Raw genomic sequence first — 20009 nt, 5'->3', positions numbered from 1 at the left:
CCTGCTTTTTCAACCGTGTCCCAAGGAGTCCAAATGAAGACCCAGCCCACCGTTTCGCGCCGCTCACGAAGCCTGGCGCTCCTGGCACCGACAGCGATTGCGGCCCTTACCCTGGCCTGCGGCGCGGTGTCAGCCAAGACGCTGGTGTATTGCTCGGAAGGCAGCCCGGAGAATTTCTATCCGGGCATGAACACCACCGGCACCTCGTTCGACGTGACCACGCAGGTCTACAACACCATCGTCGAGTTCGAGCGCGGCGGCACCAAGGTCGTGCCGGGCCTGGCCGAGAAGTGGGACATCTCCGCCGACGGCACGGTCTACACCTTCCACCTGCGCAAGGGCGTGAAGTGGCACAACACGAGCAAGAGCTTCAAGCCCACGCGCGACTTCAACGCCGACGACTTCATCTTCATGCTCGAGCGCCAGTGGAAGGAGAGCGATCCCTTCTTCAAGGTCACGAGCCAGAACCACTCGTACTTCAACGACATGGGCATGCCCAAGCTGCTGAAGACGGTGGACCGCATCGACGACTACACGGTGAAGATCGTGCTCAACCAGCCCGAGGCGCCTTTCCTCGCGAACCTGGCGATGCAGTACGCGGGCATCCAGTCGAAGGAATACGCCATTGCCATGCTGAAGGCCGGCACGCCCGAGAAGGTCGACCAGGACCCGATCGGCACCGGTCCGTTCTACCTGGTGCAGTACCAGAAGGACGCGATCATCCGCTTCAAGGCCTTTCCGCAGTACTGGGGCGGCAAGGCCAAGATCGACGACCTTGTGTTTGCCATCACGCCCGATGCCTCGGTGCGCTGGGCCAAGCTGCAGAAGGGCGAGTGCCACGTCATGCCGTACCCGAACCCGGCCGACCTCGACGCGATCCGCAAGGACCCGAACGTGCAGGTGCTGGAGCAGCCCGGCCTGAACGTGGGCTACCTCTCGTACAACACGACGAAGAAGCCCTTCGACGACGTGCGCGTGCGCAAGGCCATCAACATGGCGATCAACAAGAAGGCCATCATCGACGGCGTGTACCTCACGACCGGCGTGGCTGCGAAGAACCCGATTCCGCCGACCATGTGGTCCTACAACGACGCGGTGAAGGACGATCCGTACGACCCCGAAGCCGCGAAGAAGCTGCTGGCGCAGGCCGGCTACCCCGACGGCTTCTCGACCGACCTGTGGGCCATGCCGGTGCAGCGCCCGTACAACCCGAACGCCAAGCGCATCGCCGAACTGATGCAGGCCGACCTGGCCAAGATCAACGTCAAGGCAGAGATCAAGAGCTTCGAGTGGGGCGAGTACCGCAAGCGCCTGCAGGCCGGCGAGCACCAGATGGGCATGCTGGGCTGGACCGGCGACAACGGCGATCCGGACAACTTCCTCTACACGCTGCTGGGCTGCGCATCGGCCAAGTCGGCCAGCGGCAGCAACATCTCGAAGTTCTGCTACCAGCCTTACGAAGACCTCGTGGTGAAGGCCAAGAGCGCGACCAAGCAGGCCGACCGCGATGCGCTCTACAAGAAGGCCCAGGTCATCTTCAAGGAGCAGGCGCCGTGGTTCACCATCGCCCATGCGGTGCAGTTGAAGCCGGTGCGCAAGGAAGTGGTCGACTTCAAGCTGAGCCCATTCGGGCGCCACACTTTCTATGGTGTGGATATCAAGTAACCCCCCACGCTGCTGGGGGCAACACCTGCGGCCCGGCAGAGCCGGTTCCGCGGTGTTCCTGGAAAGAGAAATGTCTTGAGTTCTTTGCCGCGCGCGCCTGTCGCCATCGTCGCTGCCATGCACGAGGAACTGAGTGCCCTGCTTGCGCAGATGCCCGACGAGCAGCGTGTGCGCGTGGCCGGCCGCGACTTCTGGGTGGGCCATCTGCAGGGCCAGCCGGTGGTGGCGGTGCTGTCGCGCATCGGCAAGGTCGCGGCGGCGGTGACGGCCACGGTGCTGATCGAGCGCTTCGGCGTGCGGGCCATCGTGTTCACCGGCGTGGCGGGTGGATTGGCGCCGGGCGTGAAGGTGGGCGACGTGGTCGTGGCCACCGAACTGCTGCAGCACGACATGGACGCCTCGCCGCTTTTCCCGAAGCACGAGGTGCCGCTGATGGGCATGGCGCGCTTCGCGGCCGATGCTGCCATCGGCAACGCTCTGGCGGCCGTGGCGGCCGACGTGCTGCGCGACCCCGTGGCCTTGGTCGGCCAGCAGGCCGTGGATGAATTCAGCCTCCGGCAGCCCGGGGTGCATCGCGGCCTGCTGGTGAGCGGCGACCGCTTCGTCTCCACCACCGCGGAGAGCGAGGCCTTGCAGCGCGAGCTGCCCGATGCGCTCGCGGTCGAGATGGAAGGCGCTGCGATGGCGCAGGTGTGTCAAGACTACGGCGTGCCGTTTGCCGCGATGCGCACGATTTCGGACCGCGCCGACGATGCCGCGCATGGCGACTTCGCGCGCTTCGTGGTGGAGGTGGCGAGCCGCTACAGCCTCGCGCTGGTGGGCGCGTGGCTGGCCACGCTGCCCGCGCAAGACGCGGGTAGTGGCGCGGCTACTTGAGCCAGCCGCGCCGGCGGAAGTACCACATCGGCACCAGCGCGCTGGCCGCCATCAGCACGATGGCATACGGATAGCCCATGGCCCAGTCGAGCTCCGGCATGAACTTGAAGTTCATGCCGTAGATGCTGGCGATCAGCGTGGGCGGCAGCAGCGCCACGCTGGCCACCGAGAAGATCTTGATGGTCTTGTTCTGGTTGATGTTGATGAAACCGACGGTCGCATCCATCAGGAAGTTGATCTTGTCGAACAGGAAGGCCGTGTGGTTGTCCAGCGACTCGATGTCGCGCAGGATCTGGCGCGCCTCTTCGAACTGCTCGGCGTTGAGCATCTTGCTGCGCATCATGAAGCTGACCGCGCGGCGCGTGTCCATCACGTTGCGGCGGATGCGGCCGTTCAAGTCTTCCTGCCGCGCGATGGCGCCGAGCACCTCGCCGGCCAGCTCGTCGCTCACGTTGCCCGAGAGCACTTTCTTGCCGGCCACTTCGAGCTCGTCGTAGATGTTCTCCAGCGTGTCGGCCGAATACTCGGCGTCGGCGTCGAACAGCTTGAGCATCACTTCCTTGGCGTCCTCGATCAGCCCCGGTGCGCGGCGCGCGCGCATGCGCAGCAGGCGGAACACGGGCACGTCCTCGTCGTGGATCGAGAACAGCACGCCGCGGCTGCGCAGGTCGGTGTTGTGCTGGTTCAGGATGAAAGCGACGCGCACGGTGCGCGGGTTCTCGTCGTCGTCGATCAGGAAGTCGGAGCGGATGTGCAGCTCGCCGTTGTCTTCCTCGTAGAAGCGGGCGGATTCCTCGATGTCCTCGTCCATCGCGTCTTCGGGGATGGACAGGCCGTAGTACTGCTTGATCCAGCGCTTCTCTTCGAGCGTGGGCGATTCGAGGTCGACCCAGATCGGCTGGAACTTGGAAAGCTCTTCGAGCGCCTCGATCTCTTCCTGGACGAGGCGGCCGTTGGCGAGCGTAAAGATGTTGAGCATTGGCTCACTCCCGGGGGTGACTGGACGATGGGCGAGGGAGGGGCGCTTTCAATTCCCGGGCCCGACGTGCGTGAGGAAAACGCGTCAGTGAAAGGGAGTTGAAAGCTGCCGAGACGGGGCGGTTTCCATGGGAAGAGTCTCCGGTTGCAGCGAGGCGCGATTATGTCACCGGCCACATGGCAGCAAGGTGGCTGGACTGGACGGGCATACAGTAAAGTCGTGCCCATGCAGACCGCTGCGCTCCCCGTTCTTTCCACCGCCCCGAAGACCCAGGCCGAGCGCCTGGCCGCCGCGCTGGCCACGCTCAACGACGCGCAGCGCGCGGCGGTCGAGCACGGGGTGGGAGCGGCGATTGCCGAGCGCGACGAGCGGCCGCTGCTCGTCATCGCCGGCGCAGGGTCGGGCAAGACCAGCACGCTGGCGCACCGCGTGGCACACCTCATTGCCGGCGGGGTGGATCCGCAGCGCCTGCTGCTGCTGACCTTCTCGCGCCGCGCCGCGCAGGAAATGGGGCGGCGCGCCGGCCAGGTGCTGGCGAAGGTGCTGGGCCTGAAGTCGGAGGCGCCGCCTTCGCTGCCGTGGGCAGGCACCTTCCACGGCATCGGCGCGCGGCTGCTGCGCGAGTACGCCGCGCAGATCGGGCTGGACGAGAACTTCACCATCCACGACCGCGGCGACGCCGAAGACCTGATGGGGCTGGCGCGCCACGAGCTGGGCCTGTCTTCCACCGTCAACCGCTTTCCGCGCAAGGGCACCTGCCTGTCGATCTACTCGCGCTGCGTGAACACGCGCGCGCCGCTGGCCGAGGTGCTGCGGGAGTCGTTCCCGTGGTGCGGCGAATGGGAGGCCGAGCTGAAGAAGCTGTTCGGCGCCTACGTCGAGGCCAAGCAGCAGCAGAACGTGCTCGACTACGACGACCTGCTGCTCTACTGGGCCGGCATGGTCGCCGAGCCCGCGCTGGCCGCGCACGTCGGCGCGCGCTTCGACCATGTGCTGGTCGACGAGTACCAGGACACCAACTTGCTGCAGGCCTCGATCCTGCTGGCGCTCAAACCCGACGGGCGCGGCGTGACGGTGGTGGGGGACGACGCGCAGTCGATCTATTCGTTCAGGGGCGCCACGGTGCGCAACATCCTCGACTTCCCGTCGCAGTTCACGCAGGACGCACGCGTGGTCACGCTGGAGCGCAACTACCGCTCGACGCAGCCGATCCTCGACGCCTCGAACCGCGTCATCGCGCAAGCAGCCGAGCGGCACGCCAAGACGCTGTGGACCGACAAGCCATCGGCCGGCAAGCCGCTGCTGGTGCTCGTGCCCGACGAGGCGGAGCAGGCGCGCTGGGTGGCCGACAAGGTGCTGGCGCACCGCGAGGGCGGGCTGGCGCTGAAGTCGCAGGCGGTGCTGTTTCGCACCTCGTCGCACAGCGCGGCGCTCGAGCTCGAGCTGGCGCGGCGCAACATTCCGTTCGTGAAGTTCGGCGGGCTCAAGTTTCTCGAGGCCTCGCATGTGAAGGACCTGCTCGCGGTGCTGCGTTTCGCGCAGAACCCGCGCGGCCGCATGGCGGGCTTTCGCGTGACGCAGCTGATCCCGGGCATCGGGCCCGTCACCGGCACGCGGCTGCTCGACGCGATGGACCAGGCCGCCGATCCGGTGGCCGCAGTGCGCGACTTCGTGCCGCCTTCCGCGGCGCGCGAGCAATGGGCCGATTTCGCCAAGGCCTACGAGGCGCTGCGCTCTCCTGCGCTCGCATGGCCGGCCGACGTGGAGGTGGCGATGGCCTGGTACCAGCCGCACCTGGAGCGGCTGTACGAGGACACCTCGGGCGTGCGGCGCGCCGACGTCGAGCAGCTCGCGCGGCTGGCCGCCGGCTACGCGTCGCGCGAACGCTTCCTGACCGAACTGACGCTCGATCCGCCCGAGGCCACCAGCGACCGCCCGGGTCCGCCGCTGCTCGACGAGGACTACCTGATCCTCTCGACCATCCATTCGGCCAAGGGGCAGGAGTGGAACTCGGTGCATGTGATCAACGTGGTCGACGGCTGCCTGCCGGCCGACGTGGCGCAGAGCGCGCAAGAGCTCGAAGAAGAACGCCGCCTGCTCTACGTGGCGATGACCCGGGCGCGCGACCACCTGCACCTGCTGGTGCCGCAGCGCTTCTACGTCACGCAGCAGTCGGCGCGCGGCGACCGGCATCTGTATGCCAACCGCACGCGCTTCATCGCCGATGCCGACCTCGCGGGCTTTGAGCAGCAGACCTGGCCGCCGCCACCCGAGCGGCCGCCGGCCGTGCCGCCGCCCGCTGCCGTGATCGACCTGCGAAACCGCATGCGCGCCGCCTGGCGCTGAGCCCGTCCGCTGGCCCTCACGGCGGCAGGGTTTCGGGGTCTTTCCTGCTGAAACATTTTTGAGCGAAACGCCGCGGCGCCTGTCCCGCGCGCGGATGCTGCTATTGATTCGCTAGCGTGCCGCAGGAAGCACGCGATGCGCGCGCAGCTTTGGGCAACTCCGGTATTGCAATAGCGTGACAGCTTGGGCATAGTGAATCGACCTTCCCAGATTTCTTCTTCTTACCCAGTCTCTTCTTCTCTCCCCGCTTCCCCACACACCTGTTTCGCCGGCCAAGCTCCATTCCGGAGTGCGGTCATTTCCCCAACCGTCAATTCCAGGAGGTCATTCATGAATTTGACGATCAGCGGTCATCACCTCGACGTCACACCTGCCTTGCGCACCTACGTCACGAGCAAGCTGGACCGGATCACGCGACATTTCGACCAGGTAGTCGATGTCAAGGTGATCCTCACGGTGGAAAAGCAGAAGGAAAAGGAACGCCGCCAAAGGGCGGAGTGCAACATTCACGTCAAGGGCAATGACATGTTCGCGGAGTCGAGCCACGCTGATCTCTACGCTGCGGTCGATGAACTGGTCGACAAGCTCGACCGCCAGGTGGTCCGCCACAAGGATCGCCTGCAGGACCACCATCACGCGGCGCCCAAGCGCCTGATGTAAACCGGAGCCCTCGGCTCCCCCACAGGCCGCCCTCGGGCGGCTTTTTGTTTTCCGACTATTGCGCTGGGGCATTGCCTTCGCTCAGAGGGCGGACGGGGCCTCCGGACCACGTGTAGACAGAAAGTAAATAGGGGGACTGGGGGTTTTTACCAAGCGGGTGCATAATCGCCCCCGCTCTGCACCCACCATGAATCGCCTCGCGTCCATCCTGCCGCCCGCTCAAGTGCTTGTGAGCGTTGACGCTACTAGCAAGAAACGTGCTTTCGAAGAAGCAGGTCTGCTGTTCGAAAGCCTTCACGGCCTGGGACGCGCCCTGATCACCGACAGCCTGTTTGCGCGCGAGCGCCTCGGCTCCACCGGCCTGGGCCACGGCGTCGCCATTCCCCATGGCCGCATCAAGGGCCTCAAGGCGCCGATGGCCGCCGTGTTCCAGCTGGCCAACCCGATCGGCTTCGACGCCCCCGACGAACAGCCCGTCGCGCTCCTGATCTTCCTGCTGGTGCCCGAAGCGGCCACGCAGAAGCACCTCGAAATCCTCTCTGAAATCGCCGAGCTGCTGAGCGACTCCAGCCTGCGCGAACAGATCAAGTCCAGCACCGACGCCGCCGCCCTGCACGGCCTCATCGCCGGCTGGCACTCCACCCAAATCGCCTGACCTGTGGCTCGCTCCCAGGCTTCGCGCACTTCGTGTCGCTTCGCCAACCCCCTACCGGGGGCAATACCAGCGGCCCGGCAAAGCCGGTTCCGCGGTATTCTGGCCTGCCACAAATCTGGTGCGTGAGCGCCATCTCCTGAACGCATGAAGCCGACCGTCATCAGCGCCGATGCCATGTTCGAGGAGTTCCGCGGGTCGCTCCGCTGGGAATGGCTCGCCGGGCTCGGGGCGTCAGAGCGCCAGTTCGACCCCGAAGTCATCAGCCGCGCGCAGTCGGCGGCCGACCTGGTCGGCTACCTCAACTACATCCATCCGTACCGCGTGCAGATCCTGGGGGCGCGCGAAGTGGCCTACCTGACGCGTGGCAGCCAGGAAGACTGCGCCCGCCGCATTGCCCGCATCGTCACGCTGGAGCCGCCGATGCTGGTGCTGGCCGACGGCCAGGCCGCGCCGGACGAGCTGCTGTCGATCTGCGAGCGCGCGCAGCTGCCGCTCTTTGCCACGCGCGAATCCTCGGCCTTCGTGATCGACCTGCTGCGCGCCTACCTGTCCAAGCACTTCGCCGAGCGCACGTCGATGCACGGCGTGTTCATGGACATCCTGGGCATGGGCGTGATGATCACGGGCGAGTCGGGCCTGGGCAAGAGCGAGCTGGGCCTGGAGCTGATCTCGCGCGGCAACGGCCTCGTGGCCGACGACGCGGTCGACCTCTACCGCATCAACCAGAACACCATCGAGGGGCGCTGCCCCGACCTGCTGCTGAACCTGCTCGAAGTGCGCGGCATCGGCCTGCTGGACATCCGCGCGATCTTCGGCGAGACGGCGGTGCGCCGGAAGATGAGGCTCAAGCTCATCGTGCACCTGGTGCGTCGCGACAGCTTCGAGCGCGACTACGAACGCATGCCCTCGGCACCGCTCACGCAGGACGTGCTGGGCATCCCGGTGCGCAAGGTCATCATCCAGGTGGTGGCCGGGCGGAACATCGCCGTGCTGGTCGAAGCGGCGGTGCGCAACTCCATCCTGCAGCTGCGCGGCATCGACACCTATGCCGATTTCGTGGCACGCCACCACAAGGCGATGGAAAACGCCCGCGACAACGACTGAAAGCAAAAAAGGGGCATTCGCCCCTTTTTTCTTTGGCTTCCTGCCGCGGGAACAGGTGCGGGTTCAGCGCTTCCTGGCGCAATCCCCGCAGAGGCCGTAGAGCGACATGGCGTGGTCCTGCAGGATCCAGCCCTTGTCCTTGGCGATCATCTGCTGGCGGCGTTCGATCTCGGCGTCGTAGAACTCCTCGACCTTGCCGCACGAGGTGCAGATCAGGTGGTCGTGGTGGGTGCCTTCGTTGAGTTCGTAGACGGCCTTGCCGCTCTCGAAGTGGCTGCGCTCGAGGATGCCGGCCTGCTCGAACTGGGTCAGCACGCGGTAGACGGTGGCCAGGCCGATGTCCGAGTGTTCGTTCAGAAGCACGCGAAACACGTCTTCCGCGGTCATGTGCCGCTGGCTGCCGGTCTGGAAGATCTCGAGGATCTTCAGCCGCGGCAAGGTGGCCTTGAGGCCGGTATTCTTGAGTTCGTCGATGTTGGCCATGTTGATTCCTGCGCCCTTGGCTGCGGCAAAGGCCCTGAAAAGGGCAGCCGCTACAATGGCCGATCATATCGCTACCCCCCTTCCTCCCATGCCTGCCATTCTCCAACGCCGTCCCTGGCTGCTGGTCGCCGCCATCGCCGCGACGCTCGGCCTCGGTGCCTGCAGCGGTTTCAGCGAGCGCACGCGTAACGCCCTGACGGCCGTCACTCCTTACAAAGTCGAAGTGGTGCAGGGCAATTTCGTCTCGAAGGAGCAGGTCGCGGCGCTCAAGCCCGGCATGTCGCGCCAGCAGGTGCGCGAAATCCTCGGCACCTCGCTGCTGAGCGACGTTTTCCACAACAACCGCTGGGACTACGTCTTCACCATCCGCCGCCAGGGCGTGGAACCGCAGGAACGCCACCTGACCGTGTTCTTCAACGGCGAACTGATGGACCGCTTCGAAGGCGACGAGATGCCCAGCGAGGAAGAATTCGTCGCCACGCTGGACACCCGCAAGCGCTCCGGCAAGGTGCCCACGCTCGAGGCATCCGAGGACGAACTCAAGAAATTCGCTCCCTCCAAGGACGAGAAGAAGGCCGACAACAGCGCCACCTCGTCGCCGTCGGCCAGCCTGCCGCCGCTGCCGGCCGCGTACCCTCCGCTCGAAGCCACGCGCTGAGCGTGCTGCGGCTACGAGCCGAAGCGATAGAAGAAAACAGCGGGCGGCGCCCGCCGAGTCAGGCGGCGTCCGTCCCGAATCCATGCATGCCATTGGCCATTTCGAAGACTGAATCCGCGTGACCGAATCCACCTCCAATCCTTCCAGCAATCCCGCTTCCGCGCCGCGCCGCGTCGCCATCGCCGGGGCATCGGGCCGCATGGGCCACATGCTGATCGAGGCCGTGCGCAACGCGCCCGACCTGCGCCTGGCCGGCGCGCTCGACATCGCGGGCAGCCCGGCGCTCGGCGCCGATGCCGGCGGCTTCCTGGGCTTCGACAGCGGCGTGTCCATCGTGTCCGACCTGCGCACCGGCCTGAAGGACGCGCAGGTGCTCATCGACTTCACCCGCCCCGAAGGCACGCTCGCGCATCTCGCGGTGTGCCGCGAACTGGGCGTTCAGGCGGTCATCGGCACCACCGGCTTCAGCGACGCGCAGAAGGCCGAGATCGCCGGGATCGCCAAGGACATCGCCATCATGATGGCGCCCAACATGAGCGTGGGCGTCAACGTCACCCTCAAGCTGCTCGAGATGGCCGCCAAGGCCATGTCGACCGGCTACGACATCGAGATCATCGAGGCGCACCACCGCCACAAGGTCGATGCACCCTCGGGCACCGCGCTCAAGATGGGCGAAGTCATCGCCGACGCGCTGGGCCGCGACCTCAAGGACTGCGCCGTGTACGCCCGCGAAGGCATCACCGGCGAGCGCGATCCTTCCACCATCGGCTTCTCGGCCATCCGCGGCGGCGACATCGTGGGCGACCACACCGTGCTGTTCGCGGGTACCGGCGAACGCATCGAGATCACCCACAAGTCGTCGAGCCGCGTCACCTATGCCCAGGGCAGCCTGCGCGCGGTGCGCTTCCTGGCCGAGCAGCGCACCGGCCTGTTCGACATGTACGACGTGCTGGGCCTGCGCTAGAAAACCAAAGGACGGCCGATGAGCGTGCTCGAACTGCTGACCCATGGCGACGGCGTCAGCCGTTCGGTGGCCGCGCTGCTGCTGGCGATGTCGATCGCGAGCTGGGTCATCATTCTCTGGAAGGCCTGGCTGCTGCGCGGCGGCACGCGCGACGTGCTGCGCAGCATCGCCGCCTTCTGGCAATCGGCCACGCTGGCCGACGCCGAGCAGAAACTCCGGGCCTTCGACCGCGCGGCGCTGGTGCTGCCGGCGGTGTCGGCCATCCGCGGCGCGGCCGCCGGCGCCCCTGAGGGCACGCTGGGCGCCGCGGTCGACCGTAACCAGCGCCTGACCCGCGTCCTGCGCAATGCGCTGCATGGCGCGCTGCGCCGCCTGCAGGCCGGCCAGATCCTGCTCGCCACCGTGGGCGCCACCGCGCCTTTCGTGGGGCTGCTGGGCACGGTCTGGGGCATCTACCGGGCGCTGTCGGGCATCGCGGGCCAGACCGGCGGCTTCACCATCGACAAGGTCGCGGGGCCGGTCGGCGAGGCGCTGGTGATGACGGCGTTCGGCCTGGCCGTGGCCATTCCGGCAGTGCTGGCCTACAACGTGTTCGGCCGCGTCATCGGCCGCATCGAAGCCGAGCTCGAAGGCTTCGCGCACGACCTGCTGGGCAGCTTCGGCGAGCCGCCGAAGCCCGCCGCGCCGCCGCCCGCGCGGCCGATGCCGCTCTGAGCCGCGCCATGGCCTTCGGTCGCACTTCACTGGGCAGCGGCGCCGCAGGCGGCGGGCGCGCGATGGGCGGCGGCGCGCAGCGGCCGCTGTCCGACATCAACGTGACGCCGCTGGTCGACGTGATGCTGGTGCTGCTGGTGATCTTCATCATCACCGCGCCGCTGATGGCCAGCTCGATCAAGCTCGACCTTCCGCAGACCGACGCGGGCCAGCCCAACGACACGCCCAAGTTCGTGAGCGTGTCGGTCGACGCCTCCGGCAAGGTCTTCTTCAACGACCAGGCCGTGACCGACGAGGAACTGGCCGACCGCTTCGAGAAGGCCGCGGCCGACAGCAAGGACACTGAGGTGCAGCTGCGCGCCGACCAGACCGTGCCCTACGGCAAGGTGGTGGCGCTGATGGGCATCGCCAACAAGGCGGGCCTGAGCCGCATCGGCTTCGTCACCGACGCGCCGCAGCCGGCCACCGATCCCACCGCGCCCGCCAAGCGCTGAACGCCCCGCGCGCGCGTAGAAGCATCAGGGCTTGACCTCGACCATGGCAGTGTCGTGCGCCACGCCGTTGGTGAACTGCACCTCGTAGTCGAACTGGTCGGTTCCGCTGAATCCCGCTTCCGGCACGAACCAGATGCCCTGCCCCGACAACGTACGGCCGCTGCAATCGACCGCGCCGAACCGCGGCGGGCCGACGGTGACGGCGCCCGGTCGCACGCTCACGGTGCCGTGCGCGGGCTTCGTGCGGATGGTGACGACCGGATCGGGCCCCTGGCTGCAATCGGAGCGTTGCTGCACGTAGGTGAATATGCGCACCTCCTGGCCCGCCGTGGTGCTGCGTTGCCAGGTGTGCTCCCGCGGAGTGCCCTTCTGGGCGTGCGCGACCGTGCACAGAGCCAGTGCCGCGAGCACTGCGGCCGCGTGGACTTTCATCCGGGCGTATGCCATGGCGTGTTGCCTCGAAGGTGGTTCAGCCCAGCACGACCGGCTTGGTGTGCCAGATCTCATGCGCGTACTGCGCAATCGTGCGGTCCGATGAAAACGCGCCCATGCCCGCCACGTTCAGGATCGCCATCCGCGTCCACGCATCCGAATCGCGATACAGCGCATCCACCTCGGCCTGCTTCGCCACGTAGCTCGCGTAGTCCGCCAGCAGCAGGTAGTGGTCGCCCCAGTTCACCAGCGCGTCGTAGATGCCCTGGTAGCGGCCCGGCTCGCCCGGCGAGAAAGCGCCGTCGCGGATCGCGTCGAGCACGCGCCTGAGCTCGGCGTTGCCTTCGTAGATGTCGCGCGGCTGGTAGCCGCGCGCGCGGATGTCGGCGACCTCGGGCGTGGTGTTGCCGAAGATGAAGATGTTCTCCGGCCCCACGTTCTCGCGCATTTCCACGTTGGCGCCGTCCAGCGTGCCGATGGTCAGCGCGCCGTTGAGCGCGAACTTCATGTTGCCGGTGCCCGAGGCCTCGGTGCCCGCCGTGGAGATCTGCTCCGACAGGTCGGCCGCCGGCATGATGATCTCGGCCAGGCTCACGCTGTAGTTCGGCAGGAACACCACCTTCAGCAGCTTGCCCACGCGCGGGTCGGCGTTGATGGTGCCGGCCACGTCGTTGATGAGCCGGATCACCAGCTTGGCCATCACATAGGCCGATGCGGCCTTGCCCGCGAACACCACCACGCGCGGCACCATGTCGACCGGCGCACCCGTGGCCTGCGCGTCGAGGATGCGGTGGTAGCGCGCCACCACGTGCAGCACGTTGAGCAGCTGCCGCTTGTATTCGTGGATGCGCTTGACCTGCACGTCGAACATCGCGTCGGTATCGATGTCCACCTTCAGGTGCTGCTCGACCCAGTTGGCCAGCCGAAGCTTGTTCTCGCGCTTGGCATGGCGGAATGCGCGCACGAAGGCGGGCTGCGCGGCCATCGGCTTCAGCGCCTCCAGTTGCGACAGGTCGCGCCGCCAGCCCTTGCCGATGCGCTGGTCGAGCAGCGCCGCCAGCGGCGGGTTGGCCTGCGCCAGCCAGCGGCGCGGCGTGACGCCATTGGTCTTGTTGTTGAAGCGCTCGGGAAAGAGCTTCGCGAAGTCCGAGAAGATCGACTGCTTCATCAGCTCCGAGTGCAGCCCCGACACCCCGTTGACCGAGTGGCTCGCCAGCACCGCCACGTAGGCCATGCGCACGCGCCGCTCGCCGGTCTCGTCCACCAGCGAGAGCCTGCGCATCAGCTCGACGTCGTTGCCCAGCTTCTGCGCGACGGTGGCCAGGAACTTCGCGTTGATGTCGTAGATGATCTGCAGGTGCCGCGGCAGGATGCGGCCCAGCATCTCGACCGGCCAGGTCTCCAGCGCCTCGTGCATCAGCGTGTGGTTGGTGTAGCTGAACACCTTCTGCGTGTGCGCCCAGGCTTCGTCCCACGGCATGCCGTGCTCGTCCAGCAGCAGCCGCATGAGCTCGGGCACGGCGAGCACCGGGTGGGTGTCGTTCAGGTGGATGCTGACTTTTTCCGAGAGCTGGTCGAAGGTCGTGTGGTTGCGCAGGTAGCGGCGCAGCAGATCCTGCATGCTGGCGCTGCAGAAGAAGTACTCCTGGTGCAGCCGCAGTTCGCGCCCCGAGGGCGTGGAGTCGTCGGGGTAGAGCACGCGCGAGACGTTCTCCGACTGGTTCTTGCTCTCGACCGCGCCCATGTAGTTGCCGCGGTTGAAGGCCGAGAGGTCGATTTCCTCGGTGGCGCGCGCCGACCACAGCCGCAGCGTGTTGGTGGCCTGCGTGCCGTAGCCCGGGATGATGGTGTCGTAGGCCACGGCCAGAACGTCGTGGGTGTCGACCCAGTCGACCGCGCCGGGCGGCACGTTGGCGCCCTCGCGCTTCTGCACGTGGCCGCCGAAGCGCACCCGGTAGTTGACCTCGGGCCGCTGGAATTCCCAGGGGTTGCCGCGCGTGAGCCAGTAGTCGGGCGTCTCGACCTGCTGGCCGTCGACGATGCGCTGGCGGAACATGCCGTATTCGTAGCGGATGCCGTAGCCCATGCCCGGCACGCCGAGCGTGGCCATCGAATCGAGGAAGCAGGCGGCGAGCCGGCCCAGGCCGCCGTTGCCCAGGGCCGCGTCGGGCTCGCGTTCGGCCAGCGCGTCCATGTCGACGCCGAAGTCGGCCAGCGCCTCGCGCACGGTGTCGTACAGGTCCACGGCCAGCAGCGCGTTGGTGAAGGTGCGCCCGATGAGGAATTCCATCGACAGGTAGTAGACGCGCTTGAGGTCCTGCGCGTAGTTGGCGCGCGTGGTCATCATCCAGCGCTCGACGAGCTGGTCGCGCACGGCCTGCGAGGTGGCGTTGAGCCAGTCGTCCTGGCTGGCCGCGACCGGGTCCTTGCCGACGGCATAGATCAGCTTGTTGGCCACCGCGCGCTTGAAGGCCGCGACGTCGCGGTCGGGATGGTCGTAGGCGAAGTCTTTGATCGTCATGGTTGGCGCTCTTTGGGTGGGTGGTGGTGTGTCTGATCTGCCGTCAGGAGGCGTTGGGGGTGTGTGCACAGGGCACCGGGTACTCCCCTCCGCGAATGTCCCCCGGCCTGCGGCCTCCTCCTTTATTTCGCTGCGGGGAGCACCCGGCGCCCTGTACACGATGGACGCAGCTTTCTTGCTGGCTGATCAACCAGTGCTCTGAACGCTCACGCCGGCGGGGTGCCTTGCGCAGCGAAATAAAGGGGGAGCCCGAAGGGCGGAGGACATTCGCGGAGCAAGGTACCCCGCTGGCGTGAGCGCCCCCCGAACAGCACGCGAAACGGCAAAAAGAAAAGAAGGCGTTCATCCCAGCGCCTGGCGATAGACATCGATGTACTGAGCAGCCGCAGTGCCCCAGTCGGCCGGCCGCCGCATCGCGTTGCCGCGCACGCGCCGCCAGTCCGGCGCGCGCTGGTAGAGCGCGAAGGCGCGGCGCACGGCGCGTTCGTAGCCGGCCACGTCGAAGCGGTCGAACACGAAACCGGTGGCCTCGCCGCTGGCCAGGTCCTCGAGCGTGCTGTCGACGACCGTGTCGGCCAGCCCGCCCACGCGGCGCACCAGCGGCAGGCTGCCGTACTTCAGGCCGTACATCTGCGTGAGGCCGCAGGGCTCGAAGAGCGAGGGCACCAGCGTCACGTCGCCCGCGCCGAAGAGCTGGTGCGCGAGCGTCTCGTCGTAGCCGATGGTCACGCTGACCGATTGCGGCGCGGCCGCCGCGCGCTGCCTGAATGCGTCTTCGAGCCAGCCCTCGCCGCTGCCCAGCAGCGCGAGCTGGCCGCCTTGCGCGAGCAGCGCGTCCAGGCCGTCGAGCACCAGCCCCAGGCCCTTCTGCTCGGTCAGGCGGCTCACCAGAATGAACAGCGGCGCGTCCGGCCGCTCGGCCAGCCCCAGCTGGTGCTGCAGCACCGACTTGCAGCGCGCCTTGCCGGCCATGTGGCGGCCTTCGGGCGTGTGGTAGCCCTGCACCAGCGCCGCATCGGTCGCCGGGTTCCAGACCTGGTCGTCGACCGCGTTGAGGATGCCGCTCAGCACGCCGCTGCGCTGGCGCAGCAGCCCGTCGAGCCCGCAGCCCTGCTCGGGCGTCTGGATCTCCAGCGCGTAGGTCGGGCTCACCGTGGTGAGCCGGTCGGCGTAGCACAGGCCGCCCTTCATGAAGGAGACCTGGCCGTGGTATTCGATGCCGTTCATCTGGAACGCGGGCCCGGGCAGCCCGAGGTCCGCGAAGTTCCATGGCGCGAAGAGGCCCTGGTAGGCCAGGTTGTGCACCGTGAACACGCTGCCCACGCGCGATGCGCCCATCTGGCCGGCCTCGCGCGCGAAGTGCAGGTAGGCCGGCGCCAGCGCGGCGTGCCAGTCGTGCGCATGCACCACCTCGGGCTGCCAGGACGGATCGAGCCCCTGCGCGAGCCGCGCCGCGGCCCAGCCCAGCAACGCGAAGCGCCGGTGGTTGTCGCCGTAGGGCTGGCGCGCGCTGTCCTCGTACGGGTTGCCGGGCCGGTCGTAGAGCGCGGGCGCATCGATCACGTAGGCCGGGATGCCCGGCGTGCCGTCGACCGCCACGCGCCCGAGCCGCAGCGCGAATCGCTCGCCCCAGGGCGCGTCGAACTCGGCCACGGGCGCGAGTTCGCGCACGCCGCGGACGATGGCCGGAAAGCCCGGCAGCAGCACGCGCGCGTCCTGCCCCTCGGCCATGAGCGCCAGCGGCAAGGCGCCGGCGATGTCGGCCAGGCCGCCGGTCTTGAGCAGGGGAAAGAGTTCGGCGCTGACTTGCAGGATTCGCATCGTGGAGGCTGGGAGGTGGGTATCAGGCGGGCGCAAGCCGCTTGAGCATTTCGCGCGTGACCAGCACCACGCCGCTTTCGGTGCGCTCGAAGCGCGCGGCATCGGCCTCGGCGTCCTCGCCGATCACCATGTCGTCGGGGATCACGCAGGCGCGGTCGATGACCACCTTGCTCAGGCGGCAGCCGCGTCCCACTTCGACGTCGGGCAGCAGCACCGCCTGCGAGATGTTGCAGAACGAGTGGACGCGCACGCCCGAGAACAGCACCGAGTCGCTCACCGACGACCCCGACACGATGCAGCCGCCCGAGACGATGGTGTTGGTCGTGAGGCCGGGCTTGCCGTCGCGCCCGAACACGAACTTGGCCGGCGGCAGCTGGCGCTGGTAGGTCCAGATGGGCCAGTTGGTGTCGTAGATGTCGAGCTCCGGCGTGATCGAGGCCAGGTCGAGGTTGGCGGCCCAGAAGGCGTCGATCGTGCCCACGTCGCGCCAGTAGGTCGGGCTGTCGCCGCCGCGCATGGCGCGGGTCACGCACGACATGCCGAACGGATGCGCCAGCGCGCGGCCCTCCGCCACGGCGCGCGGAATGATGTCCTTGCCGAAGTCGTGGTCGGAGTTCGGGTCCTTGCTGTCTTCCTCCAGCAAGCGGTAGAGGTAGGCGGAATCGAACACGTAGATGCCCATGCTCGCCAGTGCCACGTCCGGCTTGCCGGGCATGGCCGGCGGGTCGGCGGGCTTTTCCAGGAAGGCCGTGACCTTGCGGTCGCCGTCCACGTGCATCACGCCGAAGGCGGTGGCCTCCATGCGCGGCACCTCGATGCAGCCGACGGTGCAGCCCAGGCCGCGCTCGGCGTGGTCCTTGACCATGATCGAGTAGTCCATCTTGTAGATGTGGTCGCCGGCCAGCACCACGACGTAGTCGTGCGGCGTGGAGCGGGTCTGGATGATGTCGAGGTTCTGGAACACCGCGTCGGCCGTGCCGCGGTACCAGTGCTCGTCGCCCACGCGCTGCTGCGCGGGCAGCACGTCGACCATCTCGTTGAGCTCGGCCCGCAGGAAGCTCCATCCGCGCTGCAGGTGGCGCATGAGCGAATGCGACTTGTACTGCGTGACCACCGCCATGCGCCGGATGCCCGAGTTCAGGCAGTTGGACAGCGCGAAATCGATGATGCGGAACTTGCCGCCGAAGTACACCGCCGGCTTGGCGCGGCGGTCGGTCAGCTGCTTGAGGCGGGAGCCGCGGCCGCCGGCCAGCACCAGGGCGATGGTGCGGCGGACCAGCTGGTGGGCCTGCAGCTCGTGCTGCGGTTGCTGTGGCGCTTGGGGTGCGAGGTTGTCCATCCTGAAGTCTCCATTCGTTCGTTTGTTTGCTTGTCGTGATTCGTCCGCCGTCAGAGTTTCTGCATCGAGACTAGCACCGCGCTGCGCGGCTGGCTCCTACGTTCTTGCAATTCCGAGGCTCGAGAAAGGCACCTGCGCCGTGCCGTCGAGCGGCCGCGCCAGGTTCCCCGGGTCGTATGCGGGATCGCTCGACAGGCACAGCCGCCAGGCGCCCCCGGGCAGCCTGAACTGCACGGTGTCCGGCCCCGCGTTCACCATCACCAGCCATGCGCTTTGCTTTCTTTCGCTTGCTTCATCCGTTGCATCACTCGCGGCAAAGAGGATTGCAAGGGCCGTGCCTGTCTGCCAGTCGGCGGGGGTCATCGGCTCGCCGTCGGGGCGCAGCCAGCGGATGCCGGGGGGCGTGCCTTCGGGCGGCTCGGCCGGCCACCAGCGCGCGTTGCGCAGCGCCGGGGCTTCGCGCCGCAGCGCCGCCAGCCGCGCCACGAAGGCGCTCATGCGGGCCGCGTCGCTCGCGGGATCGGACGGGGCGCCGATCCAGGCAAGCCAGGTGGTCTCGTTGTCCTGGCAGTAGGCGTTGTTGTTGCCTTGCTGGGTGTGGCCCAGCTCGTCGCCGGCCAGCAGCATCGGCGTGCCTTGGGAAAGCATCAGCGTGGCCAGCAGCGCGCGCCGCAGCCGCTCGCGCAGGGCCAGCACGCCGGGGTCGTCGCTCGGACCCTCGACGCCGCAGTTGTCGCTCAGGTTGTGGCCGTGGCCGTCGCGGTTGCCTTCCCCGTTGGCGAGGTTGTGGCGCTCGTTGTAGCTGACGAGGTCGCGCAGCGTGAAGCCGTCGTGCGCGGTGATGAAGTTGACGCTGGCGGTCGGCGCGCGGCCGTCGTGCGCGAACTGCGTGCTCGAGGCGGTGAAGCGGTGCGCGAACTCGCCAAGGCCGGCCTTTCCGTCGCCCTCGTGGTCCTGCCGCAGCCAGAAGCCGCGCTGGGTGTCGCGGTAGCGGTCGTTCCACTCGAGCCAGCCGGGCGGGAATTCGCCCAGGCGATAGCCGCCGGGGCCCAGGTCCCAGGGCTCGGCGATGAGCAGCGTGCGAGACAGCACCGGGTCTTGCGCGATGGCCGCGAAGAACGGCGCGCGCGGGTCGAAGTCGCCGTTGCCTGCACTGCGGCCCAGCACCGGGGCCAGGTCGAAGCGGAAGCCGTCGACGCCCATTTCGCAGGCCCAGAAGCGCAGGCTGTCCATCACCAGCCGCAGCACGCGCGGCTCGGTCAGGTCGAGGCAGTTGCCGGTGCCGGCCCAGTTCTCGTAGAGCGCGCGGTCGTCGGGGCGCAGGCGGTAGTACAGGGCGTTGTCGATGCCGCGCAGCGACAGGGTGGGGCCGAACTCGTCGGTCTCGGCGCTGTGGTTGTAGACGACGTCGATCACCAGCTCCATGCCGCGCGCGTGGATCGCGTCGGCCATCGCCCGGAACTCGCCGGCGGGCGTGGTGCCGGGACGGCCGCTCCAGTAGCGGGCTTCGGGCGCGAACCAGCCGATGGTGCTGTAGCCCCAGTAGTTGCTCAGGCCCATGTGCAGCAGGCGCTGTTCGTCGGCGCGGTGCTGCACGGGCATGAGGCTCAGGGTGGTGACCCCCAGGCGCTGGAGGTGGTCGAGCACGGCGGGCTCGGCCAGTCCCGCGTAGCTGCCTCGAAGGGGTGCGGGCACGGCGGGGTGGAGCTTTGTCTGGCCCTTGACGTGCAGTTCGTAGAGGACGCGGTCGGATGCAGGGATGCGGGCGTGGCCGGCCAGGCGTTCGCTGCTTTGTGGTGTTGCTGCCGCTACCCGGGCTTTGAGGGCTGCTGCGGCGTTGTCTCGCGTGTCCCTCTGGTATGGGTTGGCGGGGTCGTGGCCTAGGAAAATGTCGCTGCCGTCGTAGGTGCCGACGATTTCGCGGGCGTAGGGGTCTAGCAGAAGCTTGGCGGGGTTGAAGCGCTTGCCCTCTTTTGGGGACCAGGAGCCGTGGACTCGGTAGCCGTAGACGAGGCCTGGCTTGCCGCTGGGGAGATGGCCGTGCCAGATGCCGTCTGTCTGTTGCGGGAGTCTCAGGCGCTGTTGTTCGTTATTGCCTGTGGTGTCGAAGATGCAGAGGTCTACTGCCTCGGCTGCTGGGGCCGCCAGGGCGAAGTTGATGCCTTGTTCTGTGGCCGTTGCGCCCAGGGGGAAGGGGTGGCCTGGGCTCAGCATGCTGCTTGCCTTGCAGGGGGCTTGCTGCCCGGGGCCGGGTCTCGCCCCGGCAGGCGACCTACTTTTCTTTGCTTCGCCAAAGAA

Annotated in this window: 17 protein-coding genes; 10 read left to right on the top strand and 7 right to left on the bottom strand. The window is 67.6% G+C overall.

Annotated features, from left to right (window positions below; all coding sequences use genetic code 11):
- The first annotated feature begins 33 nt into the window (after positions 1–33).
- Together QRN67_RS09000 and QRN67_RS08995 are read left to right on the top strand one after the other, a co-directional pair.
- Positions 34–1665, top strand: coding sequence for an ABC transporter substrate-binding protein (locus tag QRN67_RS09000; RefSeq protein WP_081270764.1), 1632 nt, complete (start codon positions 34–36; stop codon positions 1663–1665).
- Positions 1666–1782: 117 nt separating this feature from the next.
- On the top strand, positions 1783–2541 hold the full coding sequence (locus QRN67_RS08995; protein WP_503010887.1) for a 5'-methylthioadenosine/adenosylhomocysteine nucleosidase: 759 nt from the start codon (positions 1783–1785) through the stop codon (positions 2539–2541).
- Here QRN67_RS08995 and corA read toward each other — a convergent pair.
- A complete protein-coding gene (corA, locus tag QRN67_RS08990; protein WP_081270766.1) occupies positions 2534–3520 on the bottom strand; it encodes a magnesium/cobalt transporter CorA in 987 nt (328 codons plus the stop codon). The two genes, QRN67_RS08995 and corA, sit on opposite strands and share 8 nt — an antisense overlap.
- A 225-nt stretch (positions 3521–3745) precedes the next feature.
- On the opposite strand from corA, the gene QRN67_RS08985 reads away from it, so the two are divergent.
- The 4 genes from QRN67_RS08985 to hprK all read left to right on the top strand — a co-directional run bounded on the left by QRN67_RS08985 (position 3746) and on the right by hprK (position 8285).
- A complete protein-coding gene (locus QRN67_RS08985; RefSeq protein ID WP_285411524.1) occupies positions 3746–5866 on the top strand; it encodes an ATP-dependent helicase in 2121 nt (706 codons plus the stop codon).
- A 330-nt stretch (positions 5867–6196) separates the two neighbouring features.
- Complete coding sequence (gene hpf, locus QRN67_RS08980; RefSeq protein WP_081270768.1) at positions 6197–6526, top strand: ribosome hibernation-promoting factor, HPF/YfiA family; 330 nt, start codon at positions 6197–6199, stop codon at positions 6524–6526.
- A gap of 187 nt (positions 6527–6713) precedes the next feature.
- A complete protein-coding gene (locus QRN67_RS08975) occupies positions 6714–7181 on the top strand; it encodes a PTS sugar transporter subunit IIA (RefSeq protein WP_081270769.1) in 468 nt (155 codons plus the stop codon).
- A 144-nt stretch (positions 7182–7325) separates the two neighbouring features.
- A complete protein-coding gene (hprK, locus tag QRN67_RS08970) occupies positions 7326–8285 on the top strand; it encodes an HPr(Ser) kinase/phosphatase (protein WP_081270770.1) in 960 nt (319 codons plus the stop codon).
- Positions 8286–8348: 63 nt separating this feature from the next.
- Here hprK and fur read toward each other — a convergent pair whose 3' ends face one another.
- Positions 8349–8768 (bottom strand): ferric iron uptake transcriptional regulator, encoded by a 420-nt coding sequence (gene fur, locus QRN67_RS08965; RefSeq protein WP_081270771.1) that lies wholly within the window; start codon positions 8766–8768, stop codon positions 8349–8351.
- Between the two features lie 88 nt (positions 8769–8856).
- On the opposite strand from fur, the gene QRN67_RS08960 reads away from it, so the two are divergent.
- From QRN67_RS08960 to QRN67_RS08945, 4 genes are all read left to right on the top strand, one after another.
- On the top strand, positions 8857–9426 hold the full coding sequence (locus tag QRN67_RS08960; RefSeq protein ID WP_081270772.1) for an outer membrane protein assembly factor BamE: 570 nt from the start codon (positions 8857–8859) through the stop codon (positions 9424–9426).
- A 118-nt stretch (positions 9427–9544) separates the two neighbouring features.
- Positions 9545–10390 (top strand): 4-hydroxy-tetrahydrodipicolinate reductase, encoded by an 846-nt coding sequence (dapB, locus tag QRN67_RS08955; protein ID WP_285411523.1) that lies wholly within the window; start codon positions 9545–9547, stop codon positions 10388–10390.
- A gap of 18 nt (positions 10391–10408) precedes the next feature.
- Positions 10409–11104, top strand: a complete 696-nt coding sequence (locus QRN67_RS08950; RefSeq protein WP_285411522.1) for a MotA/TolQ/ExbB proton channel family protein — start codon at positions 10409–10411, stop codon at positions 11102–11104.
- 8 nt (positions 11105–11112) lie between these two features.
- Entirely contained in the window at positions 11113–11598 is a 486-nt protein-coding gene (locus QRN67_RS08945) for an ExbD/TolR family protein (RefSeq protein WP_285411521.1), read from the top strand.
- A gap of 24 nt (positions 11599–11622) precedes the next feature.
- Here the strand turns inward: QRN67_RS08945 and QRN67_RS08940 are convergent, their stop codons facing one another.
- From QRN67_RS08940 to glgX, 5 genes are all read right to left on the bottom strand, one after another.
- Positions 11623–12045 carry an Ig-like domain-containing protein gene (locus tag QRN67_RS08940; protein WP_155742644.1) on the bottom strand — a complete coding sequence of 141 codons (423 nt, stop codon included), beginning with the start codon at positions 12043–12045 and terminating at the stop codon, positions 11623–11625.
- 22 nt (positions 12046–12067) lie between these two features.
- Positions 12068–14551, bottom strand: coding sequence for a glycogen/starch/alpha-glucan phosphorylase (locus QRN67_RS08935; protein ID WP_285411520.1), 2484 nt, complete (start codon positions 14549–14551; stop codon positions 12068–12070).
- 342 nt (positions 14552–14893) lie between these two features.
- Positions 14894–16372: a glycogen synthase GlgA gene (glgA, locus tag QRN67_RS08930; RefSeq protein WP_285411519.1), complete on the bottom strand. Its 1479-nt coding sequence runs from the start codon at positions 16370–16372 to the stop codon at positions 14894–14896.
- A 22-nt stretch (positions 16373–16394) separates the two neighbouring features.
- Positions 16395–17711, bottom strand: coding sequence for a glucose-1-phosphate adenylyltransferase (glgC, locus tag QRN67_RS08925; RefSeq protein WP_285411518.1), 1317 nt, complete (start codon positions 17709–17711; stop codon positions 16395–16397).
- Between the two features lie 96 nt (positions 17712–17807).
- The gene (gene glgX, locus QRN67_RS08920) at positions 17808–19925 is read right to left on the bottom strand and encodes a glycogen debranching protein GlgX (protein WP_285411517.1); all 2118 of its coding nucleotides are present in this window, start codon (positions 19923–19925) and stop codon (positions 17808–17810) included.
- Positions 19926–20009 lie beyond the last annotated feature (84 nt).

Source organism: Variovorax sp. efr-133-TYG-130 (genome assembly GCF_030208835.1).
In the GTDB taxonomy this organism is placed as follows: domain Bacteria; phylum Pseudomonadota; class Gammaproteobacteria; order Burkholderiales; family Burkholderiaceae_C; genus Variovorax.
The sequence above is the reverse complement of the archived record's forward strand: the minus strand, read 5'-3'. Positions and strand labels throughout refer to the sequence as shown.

What these genes read in the sequence shown, in the direction of transcription:
- QRN67_RS09000 (WP_081270764.1), top strand. Translation starts at nt 34, where the DNA reads ATGAAGACCCAGCCCACCGTTTCGCGCCGCTCACGAAGCCTGGCGCTC.
- QRN67_RS08995 (WP_503010887.1), top strand. Translation starts at nt 1,783, where the DNA reads ATGCACGAGGAACTGAGTGCCCTGCTTGCGCAGATGCCCGACGAGCAG.
- corA (WP_081270766.1), bottom strand. Translation starts at nt 3,520, where the DNA reads ATGCTCAACATCTTTACGCTCGCCAACGGCCGCCTCGTCCAGGAAGAG.
- QRN67_RS08985 (WP_285411524.1), top strand. Translation starts at nt 3,746, where the DNA reads ATGCAGACCGCTGCGCTCCCCGTTCTTTCCACCGCCCCGAAGACCCAG.
- hpf (WP_081270768.1), top strand. Translation starts at nt 6,197, where the DNA reads ATGAATTTGACGATCAGCGGTCATCACCTCGACGTCACACCTGCCTTG.
- QRN67_RS08975 (WP_081270769.1), top strand. Translation starts at nt 6,714, where the DNA reads ATGAATCGCCTCGCGTCCATCCTGCCGCCCGCTCAAGTGCTTGTGAGC.
- hprK (WP_081270770.1), top strand. Translation starts at nt 7,326, where the DNA reads ATGAAGCCGACCGTCATCAGCGCCGATGCCATGTTCGAGGAGTTCCGC.
- fur (WP_081270771.1), bottom strand. Translation starts at nt 8,768, where the DNA reads ATGGCCAACATCGACGAACTCAAGAATACCGGCCTCAAGGCCACCTTG.
- QRN67_RS08960 (WP_081270772.1), top strand. Translation starts at nt 8,857, where the DNA reads ATGCCTGCCATTCTCCAACGCCGTCCCTGGCTGCTGGTCGCCGCCATC.
- QRN67_RS08950 (WP_285411522.1), top strand. Translation starts at nt 10,409, where the DNA reads ATGAGCGTGCTCGAACTGCTGACCCATGGCGACGGCGTCAGCCGTTCG.
- QRN67_RS08945 (WP_285411521.1), top strand. Translation starts at nt 11,113, where the DNA reads ATGGCCTTCGGTCGCACTTCACTGGGCAGCGGCGCCGCAGGCGGCGGG.
- QRN67_RS08940 (WP_155742644.1), bottom strand. Translation starts at nt 12,045, where the DNA reads ATGGCATACGCCCGGATGAAAGTCCACGCGGCCGCAGTGCTCGCGGCA.
- QRN67_RS08935 (WP_285411520.1), bottom strand. Translation starts at nt 14,551, where the DNA reads ATGACGATCAAAGACTTCGCCTACGACCATCCCGACCGCGACGTCGCG.
- glgA (WP_285411519.1), bottom strand. Translation starts at nt 16,372, where the DNA reads ATGCGAATCCTGCAAGTCAGCGCCGAACTCTTTCCCCTGCTCAAGACC.
- glgC (WP_285411518.1), bottom strand. Translation starts at nt 17,711, where the DNA reads ATGGACAACCTCGCACCCCAAGCGCCACAGCAACCGCAGCACGAGCTG.
- glgX (WP_285411517.1), bottom strand. Translation starts at nt 19,925, where the DNA reads ATGCTGAGCCCAGGCCACCCCTTCCCCCTGGGCGCAACGGCCACAGAA.